The following is a 12,427-nucleotide window of genomic DNA, read 5'->3' as shown; positions in this document are numbered from 1 at the left end:
GAGTCATCTATCGCGTTCGTAGAGCGTGCGGGTGCTAAGTCGGGCGGGGTCGCGAATCGTTAGCCAGCCATGCGATCGGCCGCCCGGCGTGTTGGACGAATTCTCGTCGCTGCGGATGCGCCAATACTCAGAGGGTCCCCCGACCCGGTCAGGGAAGACTCATTGCCGGACTTGACGTGCACGTCCATCTGAGGGAATGGAATGGAGACGCCTGCCGCATCGAGCTGCGTTTTGACTTCCGCGATCAGCGATTCGTTCAGGGGCCAGTATTCCTTGGCGGCCACCCACAGCCGCACCTTCCACTGCACGGCGCTATCACCGAGCCCCGCCAGTACCACGGAACCGCCGCGACCCTCGCCCTGAATCGTGTGCTCGGCCAGATTATCGATCGCACGCTGCAGCGCCGCCCGCGTGATCTGTAGGTCAGCGCCGTAATCAACGCCGACCAAAACCTCGACACGGCGATGCTTGTGATGCGTCATGTTCTCAATCGTGCCGCCAGCAATGGAGCTGTTGGGAACGATAATACGGCGATTGTCCGGCGTATCCAACGTGGTCGTGAACAAGTCGATTTCGTTCACCTTGCCCGAAACCGATGCCGCCGTGACAAAATCACCGACTTTGAAGGGCCGAAAGACCAGCATCAGCACGCCGGATGCGAAGTTGCTCAGCGTCCCTTGGAATGCCAAGCCGATCGCAAAACCAGCGGCCGCGAGCATGGCGGCGAGTCCGCCCAAGGGCGCACCGAGAACGCTCAGTACCGCACCGACCACGCCCAGCATGATGAGGTAGAAGACCATCTTGCCAACAAACTTGCCCAACGTCTCATCGACCCGGCGACATACCGGCTGGCTGACCACCCGCATCAGGTATTTTGCAACCATGTAGCCGATGAAGATGACGAACAATCCGATAGCCGCCGACAACAGCGATGGCGCTAAGTGCGTGGTTGCGTACTGTCCCACCCCCGTGAAATCGCCGCCCGCCATGTGCGAGATCAATTCGGAGGTGGCTTCGGCGATTCCCGTCTTCGACGGAGCCTCTCCGGCCGTGCTGTTAAGTTCGCTGGCGGCGAGGGTGGAGCCGGATTCCATGACCGTGGAGGCGGTGTCTGAAGCGAAAGACTGAGTTGGATTCATGCGGGGGCAATGCAAGCAGGGAGAACGTCCGTCACAGCATGATGCGGGTGTGCTGTGAAACTTCCTCCGTTTACCAAGTGCCCGGTGTTGGAATCAAGACGAGCCGACCCGGATGATTCGCCCCTCAGCGATAACGCTGATCGATCACCTGAAACTCAACTCCGCCCTCGACCGGCACGCTCTGAAACACGGTTTTGGCAATCTCCGTCACCGATTCATGCCCTGCGGCCCTCGCAAATTCCAATTCGGCGTACGCCAATGTGTTTTCAAGTTCAGGGGGGATGAATCGGATCACAATTCGATCATCCAGTTCAATCCCGACTTGATTGAGCATCTCATGCTCGAAATCACGCAACCGACTCGCGGTGGTCCACATGAAATACAGCCGTTTCTCCGCTTTCGAATCGAGACGCCGGTCGCTGCGCGGATGCGTGGACAGCTGATCGACGATGTCGATACCTTGAATCCCACCGCCAACCACGCCCAACTCAATTCCAAAATGATCGAGCTGGAACGCATAGCCCGCTCGATCGTCTGCCGCAAAATTTAACTGCCATCGCTCCGACCGCGGAATCAGATCTTCCTCCCCATCTGGAATGCCTCCGGAGACGAGGGGGCCGAAATCGCCGGCACCCGATTCTCGCCGCGGTAGATCCTTGAGCTGTTGCAGTGCCTCGGCGGTCTGGCCAGCGGCATTGGCGACCGAAATCAATGATTCCTGAATCAAAGGATCCGTCAATTCCTGCACCTCCCTCCCCGTCGGAACGTCAAAATCGCTGTCACTGCCCCGCCCCCCAGCATCGACAAAGGTCGTCCGCACCGGCGGCGAATGACGGATCTCTGTCTGCGATGCCCAACGATTGAGCGTCCACAGCAAAAACATCATCGAGACAATCACGCCTAAAAATAGGATGAGCGTCAGGAAAAAACCGGACGTCAAATCGAATCGGGACGGGCGCATGTCCACCACGTCGTGTGGCGGATGATGATTTCCGGATTGCCGTGGAGCAGGATCAGGGGATGTCGACATGACGGGGCTTTTGCGGTTCTGAGTTGGATCGGTGACGAGTCCAGTTTAACAATAAAGCTCAGTGTGGGGATACGAAACTTTGTCGTAGCCCCACTCGATCAACGACCGCACGTTCAATGGAATCCCCAATCATTCCTACGCAGCCGGCCGCGGTAGGTTAGCCGATGCCGCGCGGCTCAACCTTGATGTCGCAGCGCCTCGGTGGGATGCAGTCGGGTCGCCCGGTAGGCTGGCAACAATGCCCCGACGACGCCAATCCCCAGTCCGATCATCGCACCACGTATCCACACCGACCATGCAATCGAGGGCTGCAGCAACCCACCGGCGGCCTCCGAAGCCGCCAGGAGCGATAACAGCGCCGCCGCCCCGATGCCGCCCAGGACCGTCGCGACCAACGCTAAAATCACAGACTCCAGAAATATCATCAGTGCCACGCGGCGCGTTGGCCAACCGATCGCCCGCAGGATACCGATCTCGCCGGTCCGTTCGAGCACACTCGTCATCATGGTGTTGAGTGTGCCGATCGCGCCGACGAGCAAGGCAATCGCTGACGTCATCCACGCCATCGATCCAGCCAACCGCATCCGCTGATCGGTCTCGACAAATTCATCCGTAGCCAGCGCCAACAATTTGGGGTCGATCGCCTCGATGCCCGCAATCACAGGCTTCGTGTCGCCACGGTCCACGCTCGCGTCGAGCATGACGTTAATGTACGTCAGTTGCCCCTCGCGCCCCGTCAGACGCTGCAGCGCTGTCAGCGGCAGGATTAGCGAGCCGTTTTCCCAGATGCTGCCACTCTGAAACGTGCCGCCTACGCGAAAGGGTTCGTCAAACAACATCACTTCGCTACCCACCTCGGCGTTCATCCGCTGGGCGAGATTTTCGCCGAGATAGAGCGTGTCAGTATCGCCGCCGTCGGCTGTTCTTGCTGGCGCCGTCAAACCATAGTCATTGAACAGCCAACTATCGGTGCGAATCCCCATCGCGGGGATGCCGTAAATCTGCTGATCTTCGATCGAGAGCGTTTCCAACAGCACGCCGGCGGCCTGGTCGACGCCCTGCACGCGGGCGATGCGATCAGGGAAGTCGTCCGACAAGGAACTGCTCAGCCGATCGGCCGATCCCTGCCGTGAGACCACCAGATCCACGTGATGGGACGCATAAACGTTACGGAAGGATTCAGTAAACCCATCCGCGACGCCGACGAACGCCATCACCGAACCGATCGCCGTGGCCAACGCCATCAGCGTCAGAAATGCGCGAAAGGGACGTCGCAGTAATCCTTTGAAGACGAAACCGAAGAACGTCACACTGCACCAATGGCTTCGTTTTCTTCGACAACTTCTTCCTCAACATGTTCGGGCTTCTTGAAGAACACGATCAGAATCAGGTAGCACCCAGCCATCGTCAACGGCACCAGGGTGGTCACACGAAGCGCCATCCGACTGCCGTAGAGGTTCGCCGCAGCAACGGGTCCGGCATCCACCTCGGCGAAGGACTTATTCGTTTGCCACCATTCATACTGCTTGCGTGGTTCCTCGAACTTGTCTGTCGTCCAGGCCTCACCCGCAATTTCGCGCTCGTTCTCAATCGTCTCGCCCTGATCCGACAGCATCGCCGAGGCAGACCCGTCAATGCCGGTAATCGAGGGGAAGAACAGGAACTGGTTTTCGTTGGGCGCCTTCACACGAGCGTAGGACTCCGGTGCAACTTCCTGCAATTGTTGCGACGCATAATAATCCTGCTTGTACCCAATCCCAGGACCACCGAGGGCACCGGCCGAAAGCATGCCGATACCGCCCATCAGTGCCATCCCAATCGTGGCACTCTGTGGATAACGCTCACCGAGCACACCCAGCATCGTTGGCCACAGAAAGGTTTTGCCCACTGCGTATACCGTCGCGGCGAAGAACATGAAGTAAACGTTCGTACCGATACTGATCAAATAGAGACCCGTTGCACCGATCAGGGAACTGCACAGCAGCAGTCCCAGCGACGAAATGCGGTGAACGATCGGTCCCGCAAAAAATCGCAGCACTGTCATCAACAGCGAGGTGTAGATAAACAACGCCGTACCGAGCTTGGCACTGCTGAGAATACTGGCGGTGATCTTGTTAATCCAGCTGTCGGTACCGAGCTCCACGTAACCAACGCAGGCATGTGTAAACAACAAGATCAGGAAGAAGGGCGTGATCAAACGTTTGATCATGCTCCCATAAGACACTGCACCCTGCTCGGCCGCGGTTTTCGGAAACGGTTCAAAGGTGATGATCAAACCGTAGATCACCACAGGGACCAAGAACGCTGCCATCAGGATTTCCCAGGCCACATAGGGCTTGGCGAATACGATCAGCCCGCCGATCACCAAGCCGGCTGGCCAACCCGAGTGCAGGATATTGAGGTAGTGCGTCTTCTGCTCGGGAAACAGAGTCGCCGTGAGCGGATTGATGACGCCCTCGCAGATCCCGTTGCCAATCGCAAAAATGAACATCGACCAGTACAACAACGCGTACACCGCTTCCTTGCCGCTGGCGTTGAACACCGGTGTGGCGAAGAACAACATCACCGCGGAAATGAGGTGACACATCAATGCGATCTGCATCAATCGTTTGTAGCCGATCGTGTCGATCAAAAAACCTGCAAACAGAATCACACATCCAAATCCGACCAAGCCACCACCGGTGATTTGGCCCAGCTCAGTCATCGTAAAACCGTACTGGCCCGACCAAACTTCGAGGAGTCCACCCCGAACGCCGAAGCCGATACCGGCGGCAATGAGGCAAAGAATTCCGGCCAAAAGTAGTTTTTTTCGATTTTCCATAACGTCCAGCAGGTCGGGAAGGTGAGCAGGGGTAGGCGGGAGAATGTGGGTCGCAAGCCTGTGGCAGCGAAAGAGTGCCTAAACATGGGTTTGCGGAAGTATAGCCGCTCTTGGGGTCGTGAAATAGCAGGCTGAGTCACCGCGTCTCGACGAGACACCGCGACTCAACCCCGATCGCCCCATTCCTGGTCGTAGAGGCGGACGAGAATTTGATCGTTGAGCGTGTTCGTGGCAACCTCTACGAGCTGCTGATCGACGGGCAAATCAAAAAGTCCTCGCAGCGCCGCATCATTGAGAAATCGCAGCCCCGTGAGATTCGCGTTCAAGGTGGGGGGCAACGCCCATTCGCGCTCCTCGGAGATCTGCTCGGCACCGTCGGAGCTCGCCATCACCGGTCGCGCCAGTGCAAACCCCCACACGCCGAATGTTGGTACGCTGGCATGGTACGGTGCGACATCGAATCCCGACTGCCGTAGCGTATGCAGGATGCATCCATATGATTTCGGCGCCACCAACGGTGACGTACACTGGATCGCCACGCCAGCGTCGGGCGTCAAATGTCGCCTGAGTTCGCGATAAAAAAAGGTGGTGTAGAGTTTGCCGACCGAATAGTTACTCGGGTCCGGGAAGTCGATCACGACGGCGTCGAATCGGGGATCGTCGTCTCCCTCACCGATTTCACTCGTCGCGGGGAGCCCCTTCGCCCACATGAACGCATCTTGATTGATCACGGTTACCTTGGGATTCGATAACGAGTGCTCATTCAGCGTTGCCAAAGGCTCAAATTGTGTTGCCAACTGCGTCATTGCCGGATCGAGATCCACCAGTGTGATGGACTCAATGTGCGGATAACGCAGCAGTTCGCGTACTGCCAGTCCATCGCCCCCACCGAGCACCAAGATCCGCCGAGCGTCACCGCAGACGCTCATCAATGGATGCACGAGAGCCTCGTGGTAACGGTACTCATCGACACTATTGAACTGCAGGTGCCCGTTGAGATACAGCTGGAATCCACGTGCATCTTGGGTCACCGCGATGCGTTGGTACGGCGACGTATCCGCATAGACAATCCGGCCGCCCAGCGTGTTTTCCTCGGCGAGGGTCGTCAGCGAATCCGCTTTGACGAATCCAATGATCAACAGACCAATCACCAATACCGCGCGGCCGCGTAGTCCGTCCAGCCCACGAGAGGGCAGTAGGGGACGCAGTAGATAAGTGCCCCATAAACCGACGGCGGCATTGAGCAAACCAAACAAGATCGCCGTGCGCGTCAGCCCTAAGCGTGGAACGAGGAAAACGGGGAACAACACCGACGCAAACAACGCACCGAGATAGTCAAAGGCGAGCACACGCGAAATGAGTTCACTGAAATCAAGATGCTCCTTCAAAATCCGCATCAGCAGCGGCAACTCAAGTCCGACCAGGATCCCGATCAACATCACACTGCCGAAAAGCAATGCGCGAAACCCATCGACCAAGGGAAATGCCAAGTACAGCAACGGTGTCGAAAAACCGCCGATCAGAGCAAGGGCCAGTTCAATCTCAATAAAGGTTCGTGCCAACCGTTCTTCGAGGTACTGCGATAGCCACGCCCCCACCCCGAGTGCCGAAAGATAGACACCAATGATCAGTGAGAACTGTGTTACCGAATCGCCCAGCAGGTAGCTCGCCAGCGTTCCGGCTACGAGTTCGTAAACCAGACCGCACGTGGCAATGATCAGTACGTTGACATAGAGCAAGCCGAGCGGGGCGCGATCGATCAAGTTGTTTAACCCTGGATGGCGGCGGAGATGATCATCGACATGCCCAGCACAATGGCCGCGACGACAATCGAGACCGCTAGGTTGTGCTCTTCACCAATCTCATGAATGATCGAAAATGGCGTTAGCTTTTCGGTGAGAATCAAACATCCGATGAACACGATGACGCCCATCAGCGAAAACACACTGGCAGCGATAAGATGTTCGAGCAACAGATTCAGACCGATGTCGTTAGCAGGCGAAACGACGACGTGCTGGACGCCCTCTGAGGCCTCCGGAGCGGCTTGTGCGAAAAATGTCATGTCATTCTATTTAATGAAAAGGGTGTTGATGATCGAAAGTGGCATCGGCTTGGGGTTCGTGACGGTTCTTTAATCTGCCACGTTCATTTGCCGCCGCCCCAGGAGCCACCGAAGCCACGACCTCCGTAGACGCCACCGCCCGAGCCGCCGCTGAGAAATCCAGTGTTGGGTGCACGCCATCCGTACGCCGTCGCGACTCCGAACCACAAACAGACCGCGATCCCAATGACCAGGTAGAACTGAAGCAGTTTCATTTCACGACTCCACGGTGGGATAGGGGCTGTAGTCGCTGTCTTTCCAGCGTTTGGTTTCGAAGTGATATTTGTACGCCATGATCCCCACCGGCAAGGCCGACACAAAAATCATGGCGTAAAACCACATCCATGGATCAGGGCTAGCCTGCCCCGGTTTCGAAAACAATGCGCCGCCGAGCACGTGCGTCAAGGTAATGAAGACCATGAAGGCAACCCACGACAACCACACGCCCATGTGGATCGGGGGCGAGGGTTGGATGGGACCAACGCCCCATGGCCGGATCAAGTTTTCCAGGCCAAAGGCAGCTTTGACCTCGTCCACCGTCAAATACACGCCGTGCGAAATATTGAGTTCTTCGGTGCTGCCCGATTTGGACGCTTCCAACGAAAGCATGTACGGCGGGCTGATGTAGTCACTCGTCGCGACCACATCGCCCTGGTTCACTTTCCAATAGAACTCGCCCATGCACGAACGAACATACGCGCGTCCCCGATCGAAGATGCGGTACGTGCGTTCCTCGTAGCGAAGTGAATCGTTGTTGCGATTGAAATTGCCGTCCGTCACCGGTTCCACGTACGACCAGTGACGATCATTCTCAACGAGCCAGCGAAACCCGATTTCGGGGTTATGAAGCAAGTACTCACGCCACGGATACGCGGTTCCCTGATACATCGCATAACGATCCATGCACCCGATCAGCGTGAACTCGTGATCGCTCACTTTCTCGGGGCATCGGAAACGGCCGACACTGCCCAGCGGGATCGATGGCTTGACGAGCCGATCATCGAGCGTTTTCAGAATCCGCAGTTTGCCCTCGTTGACGTCCAGGAGCGCCCCACAGTTCGGACAGCCAACTCGCATCGTTTCATCTGGAGTCCGCAGGTCGAGCGGGCCGCCACACTGCGGGCAGTTCAATTGCAGCGACTTGACTCGCTGCACGGATTCCGCCCCGAGCGGTTCGACGGCGGGCGCATCGAGATGCAGATCCGCTAGCGAGACCGTCTTGCCGACGGCCAAACTTCGCTTGCCCGCTGGATCCTTCGCGTCGTCATACTCAATGGTGGCAAACCAGTTTTCCTGCCCCCGCAGATCGACATACACGTGGTCGTCGCCGGGACGGAACTCCCAAGGGATCTCGCCCTGGGCCGTCAACGCCTTCGCCGTCCCCTTCTCCATGACGACCAGATCGGTATCGCCCAGACCGATGGCATCGCCAAGGCTGATCGATTCAAAATCGGGGATGTGGATTCGTCGATCAATCCGACGGGGAAACGTCAGTTGCAATTGCCCCTGCGCGTCTGCCAGCCATGCGATTCGGTCGCCGGGTAGTCGCAGATACCACTCGTCCCAGTAACCACCGGCGGCGTGTTGGTACTGGACTCGCCCGATGCACTCGAACGGTTTGCCACGGTACTTGCCCGTCGATCCGAGACGGACAACGCTGTCCGTTTCGACGAGATCGGAGACCTTGCCGATCAGTTCGACATCACGATCACCGCGCGCGATCGCACTGTGACAGAACTCGCAAACGGCAACCATGGTGCCGCCGGAGCGAAACTCGACCGGCCCGCCACAATTGGGGCAGTTCGTCCCTTTTTTCTTGAGCGTTCTGGCGCCGATCATCTCACCACCTCGGCGTTCTCTGCCCCGATTCGGGAGCCTTGTGGCTGGTCGGGCGGCGACCAGGCCCCGCGGCGGAGCACGCGGATAAACACCTCGGCCGCGCCCAACGCGGTCCGCAGTTCGGATTTCCATGGCCACTCGGCATGCTCGCGACAACACACGAAATTGAACGTGGCTAAACCATGCTCAGGATACGTGTGGACCGCCAGGTGCGATTCACTGAGTAGAAACAGCATCGTCACTCCATGCGGCGCCGCAAATCGATGCGACGCCGGGGTGCCAATCACGTGCAAGTCGAGCGAGTCGATCACTCGCTGGCAGAATGTTGCGATGACTTCTAACGACTGCAACTTTTCAGGTTCACAGCCGCTCGCGTCGATCACCCACTGAGTCCCCACGCCGATGACGGGACGCTCGTCTGCGCTCGGCGTGGGATGGTTCATGCTCAAGGTTGAATTCACCGAAGAAGTTTCGCGCGCTCAAAATCGCGGACGGACCTATCCGTTGTACCCCATGCGAGGCCGCAAAAAAAGTCACGTGCCAGTGCGCGGCCATTGGGAGCAACGGCCAGAACGGTTGGGGCCCGGCCCTCGGATCAGCATTTGCCCCTCAGATCAGTTTTTCGCAGCGAGTTGCTTTTCGATCTCGCTCGTCAATTCCTTGTCCGATGGCTTGGTCGCCGAGCGATAGCGATTGACGAGTTGTCCGTCTCGGCCGATCAGGAACTTTTCAAAATTCCACTTGATTGGTCCCGTGCCGGCCGGTGGTGCCGTCTGGCTGGTCAGGTGCTTGTACAGGTCGCTGGCTTGGGGCGTGTTGACCTCGATCTTGCTCATCATTGGGAACGTGACCCCGAATTTGGCAGTGCAGAACTGTTTGATGTCCGCGTCCGTGCCTGGTTCTTGGCCTCCGAACTCATTGCAGGGGAATCCCAAGATCACGAGGCCTTGATCCTTGTACTTCTTGTACAAGTCCTCCAGTCCGGCGTACTGTTTCGTGTAGCCACACTCGCTCGCTACGTTGACGATCAGCACGACCTGGCCTTCGTAATCCTCTAAATCAACCGTTTTGCCATCGATCGTCTTGGCCTCGAAATCCAGCGAGCAGTGGTGCCCGTCCGGGGTCGCGTCAGCAGCGGAAACAGGAGCGGTCATGAAGCATCCGAGGGCCAGAGAGAGTAAAAAAAGTCGAGTCATGGTTCGATTTCCAGCGAGTTGGGAGGGAGAGAACGAGAATTCACGATATGATAGTAAGCTAGCCGATATCGAAAGAACAGCCTTTATTTTTGCCCGCAGCGTGCGACTGCCGCGATGTAGGTCGCTGCCATAAGAGAAAGTAACCAGATGACTTTGAATGGGAAAATTGTCGCCATTACCGGTGGTGGAACTGGGATTGGAGCGGGGCTCGCACGCGGATTGGCGTCCGCAGGCGCCAACGTGACCGTGGGCGGACGCCGCAGTGAACCGCTGCAGGAAGTCGCAAGCTCAATCGATTCACCACTGCCGATTCGCACGCATGTCATCGACGTGGCTGAAAACGCCAGTATCGAGGCGTTTTTTGCTGAGATCCGCGACAACGTTGGCCCCGTCGATATCCTCATCAATAGCGCGGGCATCAATATCGCGAAACGGACGATGGCCGAAATGGATCCGGATGAGTGGGACCGCGTGCTGAGGATCAATGCCACGGGCGCCTATCGCTGCATGTATGAAGTCCTGCCTGCGATGCGGGATCGCCGCGACGGATTGATCATCAACATCTCTTCGATCGCCGGAAAGCGAGCCATTTCGCTGGGCGGAGTCGTTTATTGTGCGAGTAAATTCGCGATGACGGCGATGGGCACCGCCGTCGCCAACGAAGTCCGCCACGAGGGCGTGCGGATCACCAACGTGTATCCCGGCGAAGTGAACACGCCGATTTTGGACAAACGTCCCGTGCCCGTTTCCGATGAGCACCGCGAGTCGATTCTTCAACCTGAAGATATCGCCGAAGTCGTGCTGTCGATCTGCCGCTTGCCCCCACGCGCCTGCGTGCCCGAAATTGTCATCAAACCCACCACCCAGGAGTGGGTGTAGCCGCCGAAGTCGCCCAGTTTCTCTTGCTTCGCAGTGGCGTGAGACGTTATCTCTTGCACGATGGAAGAGATCTCGATCCAGCCGAAACACTATCTCACCTGCCTGTGGCCGGGCATGGCGGAGCTATGGTGGCGGGGTCGTATCTCGGCGTTGCCCGCGGCGATCGCTTTCGCGGTGATCGTGAATGCTCTGCTGGTGGCGAAATTCATCTATTCCGATTGGCTTTCGGGCGGTCTGGTGATGCTCGCCTGTTGGGTGGTCGCTGCAGCATGGTTGGTGCTGACGATCCGCTCGATCCGTGAACTGCCACTGTTGCTGACGCCGCGGCAAGCCAGCGACCAGCCCGATCCATTTCCCGAAGCCCAGATCGCTTTTTTGCGGGCGGATTATACTGAGGCCGAGAAACTGCTTAACGAAACGCTGGCGATTGAGCCACGCGACCCCCCCGCCCTGCTGCTGCTTTCGGCGATCTACCGCCACACCGAACGCTTGCATGCGTCGGGGCTCCTGCTCGCCGAAGTTCGCAAGCTGGAAGTCGCTGATGACTGGGGACTCGAATTCGCCGCCGAGCAAGCTAGACTGCAGCGTGACATCGAAGCCCGTGACGAGGACGACGAGTCTCCCCGTGACGAATCAGAGGCCAACGTCGACGAACCCACGCCATCCGAGCCTGAGCCATCCGAGCCTGAGCAAACTCACGATCAGGAAGCCGCCGCCTGAGAACCTCACCCAGCGCTCGGCCACGGGCGATGCTCGGCCACGGGCGATGCTCGGCCACGGGCGATGCTCGGCCACGGGCGATGCTCGGCCACGGGCGATGCTCGGGAACAAGGCGGAGGCGACCACCGCTCGCCTCTTTGGAATGAAGGTCTGCTGAATCGCCGCCGGAAAAGGGAATACGATTGAACATGCAACTCATTGAAATCATTATCTCACCCGGTCACGATTACTGGGTCGCTAAGGGAGAACCGAATCGGCAGCACGGCACCCTCAGTCCAGCGGAGGTCGTTTGCGAGGCGAGGAAGGGACTCGTGGGTGATCGCTACCACCAGGGCAAGCTCGATCGCAAGAATCAAGTGAGTTTCATGGACCAAGCCGTTGTTGACGCAATTCGCTACGAATTCAATCTCCCGACGCTGGCGGCATCGTTGTTTCGTCGCAACCTCATTGTCGCCGGAGCGGATTTGGCCTCACTACTTGGGAAGCGTTTCCAGTTGCAAGGCGTCCAGTTCGAGGGAAGCCAAGAGTGCCAGCCCTGCGAGTGGATGAATCGAGCCATCGCTCCCGGCGTGAAAGATTTCATGGCCGAGAACTTCCGCGGTGGCTTGCGGGCCACGGTCGTTACCACGGGGACGCTCAAAGTCGCCAGTCAACCTCGCCAATTTGGTACAACAATTGCTTAATCCGTTGGCTTGATGAAGC

13 protein-coding genes are annotated in these 12,427 nt (G+C 57.9%); 3 read left to right on the top strand and 10 right to left on the bottom strand.

Annotation, left to right across the window (positions count from 1 at the left end):
* Window positions 1-59: 59 nt before the first annotated feature.
* The 10 genes from SH410x_RS08560 to SH410x_RS08515 all read right to left on the bottom strand — a co-directional run bounded on the left by SH410x_RS08560 (window position 60) and on the right by SH410x_RS08515 (window position 10,126).
* Complete coding sequence (locus tag SH410x_RS08560) at window positions 60-1,139, bottom strand: mechanosensitive ion channel family protein (protein ID WP_473676099.1); 1,080 nt, start codon at window positions 1,137-1,139, stop codon at window positions 60-62.
* A gap of 124 nt (window positions 1,140-1,263) precedes the next feature.
* Window positions 1,264-2,169: a hypothetical protein gene (locus SH410x_RS08555; protein ID WP_473676098.1), complete on the bottom strand. Its 906-nt coding sequence runs from the start codon at window positions 2,167-2,169 to the stop codon at window positions 1,264-1,266.
* Window positions 2,170-2,345: 176 nt separating this feature from the next.
* Complete coding sequence (locus SH410x_RS08550) at window positions 2,346-3,479, bottom strand: ABC transporter permease (protein ID WP_473676097.1); 1,134 nt, start codon at window positions 3,477-3,479, stop codon at window positions 2,346-2,348.
* The gene (locus SH410x_RS08545) at window positions 3,476-4,990 is read right to left on the bottom strand and encodes an MFS transporter (protein WP_473676096.1); all 1,515 of its coding nucleotides are present in this window, start codon (window positions 4,988-4,990) and stop codon (window positions 3,476-3,478) included. The genes SH410x_RS08550 and SH410x_RS08545 overlap by 4 nt, the downstream gene beginning before the upstream one ends.
* A gap of 164 nt (window positions 4,991-5,154) precedes the next feature.
* On the bottom strand, window positions 5,155-6,753 hold the full coding sequence (locus tag SH410x_RS08540; protein WP_473676095.1) for a polyamine aminopropyltransferase: 1,599 nt from the start codon (window positions 6,751-6,753) through the stop codon (window positions 5,155-5,157).
* Window positions 6,754-6,758: 5 nt separating this feature from the next.
* Window positions 6,759-7,052 carry a DUF350 domain-containing protein gene (locus SH410x_RS08535; RefSeq protein ID WP_473676094.1) on the bottom strand — a complete coding sequence of 98 codons (294 nt, stop codon included), beginning with the start codon at window positions 7,050-7,052 and terminating at the stop codon, window positions 6,759-6,761.
* Between the two features lie 83 nt (window positions 7,053-7,135).
* Entirely contained in the window at window positions 7,136-7,306 is a 171-nt protein-coding gene (locus tag SH410x_RS08530; protein WP_473676093.1) for a hypothetical protein, read from the bottom strand.
* Window position 7,307: 1 nt separating this feature from the next.
* Window positions 7,308-8,930, bottom strand: a complete 1,623-nt coding sequence (locus SH410x_RS08525) for a DUF4178 domain-containing protein (RefSeq protein WP_473676092.1) — start codon at window positions 8,928-8,930, stop codon at window positions 7,308-7,310.
* Window positions 8,927-9,391, bottom strand: coding sequence for an S-adenosylmethionine decarboxylase family protein (locus SH410x_RS08520; protein WP_473676091.1), 465 nt, complete (start codon window positions 9,389-9,391; stop codon window positions 8,927-8,929). Before SH410x_RS08520 ends, SH410x_RS08525 begins: the two co-directional genes overlap by 4 nt.
* A 153-nt stretch (window positions 9,392-9,544) precedes the next feature.
* A complete protein-coding gene (locus SH410x_RS08515) occupies window positions 9,545-10,126 on the bottom strand; it encodes a glutathione peroxidase (protein WP_473676090.1) in 582 nt (193 codons plus the stop codon).
* A gap of 147 nt (window positions 10,127-10,273) precedes the next feature.
* Between SH410x_RS08515 and SH410x_RS08510 the strand changes: the two genes are divergently transcribed.
* The 3 genes from SH410x_RS08510 (at window position 10,274) to SH410x_RS08500 (ending at window position 12,408) form a co-directional block, all read left to right on the top strand.
* Window positions 10,274-11,005, top strand: coding sequence for an SDR family oxidoreductase (locus tag SH410x_RS08510; RefSeq protein WP_473676089.1), 732 nt, complete (start codon window positions 10,274-10,276; stop codon window positions 11,003-11,005).
* Window positions 11,006-11,065: 60 nt separating this feature from the next.
* Window positions 11,066-11,725 (top strand): tetratricopeptide repeat protein, encoded by a 660-nt coding sequence (locus SH410x_RS08505; RefSeq protein ID WP_473676088.1) that lies wholly within the window; start codon window positions 11,066-11,068, stop codon window positions 11,723-11,725.
* Window positions 11,726-11,913: 188 nt separating this feature from the next.
* A complete protein-coding gene (locus tag SH410x_RS08500) occupies window positions 11,914-12,408 on the top strand; it encodes an MOSC domain-containing protein (RefSeq protein WP_473676087.1) in 495 nt (164 codons plus the stop codon).
* Window positions 12,409-12,427: the final 19 nt, after the last annotated feature.

This window comes from Rhodopirellula sp. SH410 (genome assembly GCF_055811895.1).
The sequence above is the reverse complement of the archived record's forward strand: the minus strand, read 5'-3'. Positions and strand labels throughout refer to the sequence as shown.

What these genes read in the sequence shown, in the direction of transcription:
- SH410x_RS08560 (WP_473676099.1), bottom strand. Translation starts at nt 1,139, where the DNA reads ATGAATCCAACTCAGTCTTTCGCTTCAGACACCGCCTCCACGGTCATG.
- SH410x_RS08555 (WP_473676098.1), bottom strand. Translation starts at nt 2,169, where the DNA reads ATGTCGACATCCCCTGATCCTGCTCCACGGCAATCCGGAAATCATCAT.
- SH410x_RS08545 (WP_473676096.1), bottom strand. Translation starts at nt 4,990, where the DNA reads ATGGAAAATCGAAAAAAACTACTTTTGGCCGGAATTCTTTGCCTCATT.
- SH410x_RS08535 (WP_473676094.1), bottom strand. Translation starts at nt 7,052, where the DNA reads ATGACATTTTTCGCACAAGCCGCTCCGGAGGCCTCAGAGGGCGTCCAG.
- SH410x_RS08530 (WP_473676093.1), bottom strand. Translation starts at nt 7,306, where the DNA reads ATGAAACTGCTTCAGTTCTACCTGGTCATTGGGATCGCGGTCTGTTTG.
- SH410x_RS08525 (WP_473676092.1), bottom strand. Translation starts at nt 8,930, where the DNA reads ATGATCGGCGCCAGAACGCTCAAGAAAAAAGGGACGAACTGCCCCAAT.
- SH410x_RS08515 (WP_473676090.1), bottom strand. Translation starts at nt 10,126, where the DNA reads ATGACTCGACTTTTTTTACTCTCTCTGGCCCTCGGATGCTTCATGACC.
- SH410x_RS08510 (WP_473676089.1), top strand. Translation starts at nt 10,274, where the DNA reads ATGACTTTGAATGGGAAAATTGTCGCCATTACCGGTGGTGGAACTGGG.
- SH410x_RS08505 (WP_473676088.1), top strand. Translation starts at nt 11,066, where the DNA reads ATGGAAGAGATCTCGATCCAGCCGAAACACTATCTCACCTGCCTGTGG.
- SH410x_RS08500 (WP_473676087.1), top strand. Translation starts at nt 11,914, where the DNA reads ATGCAACTCATTGAAATCATTATCTCACCCGGTCACGATTACTGGGTC.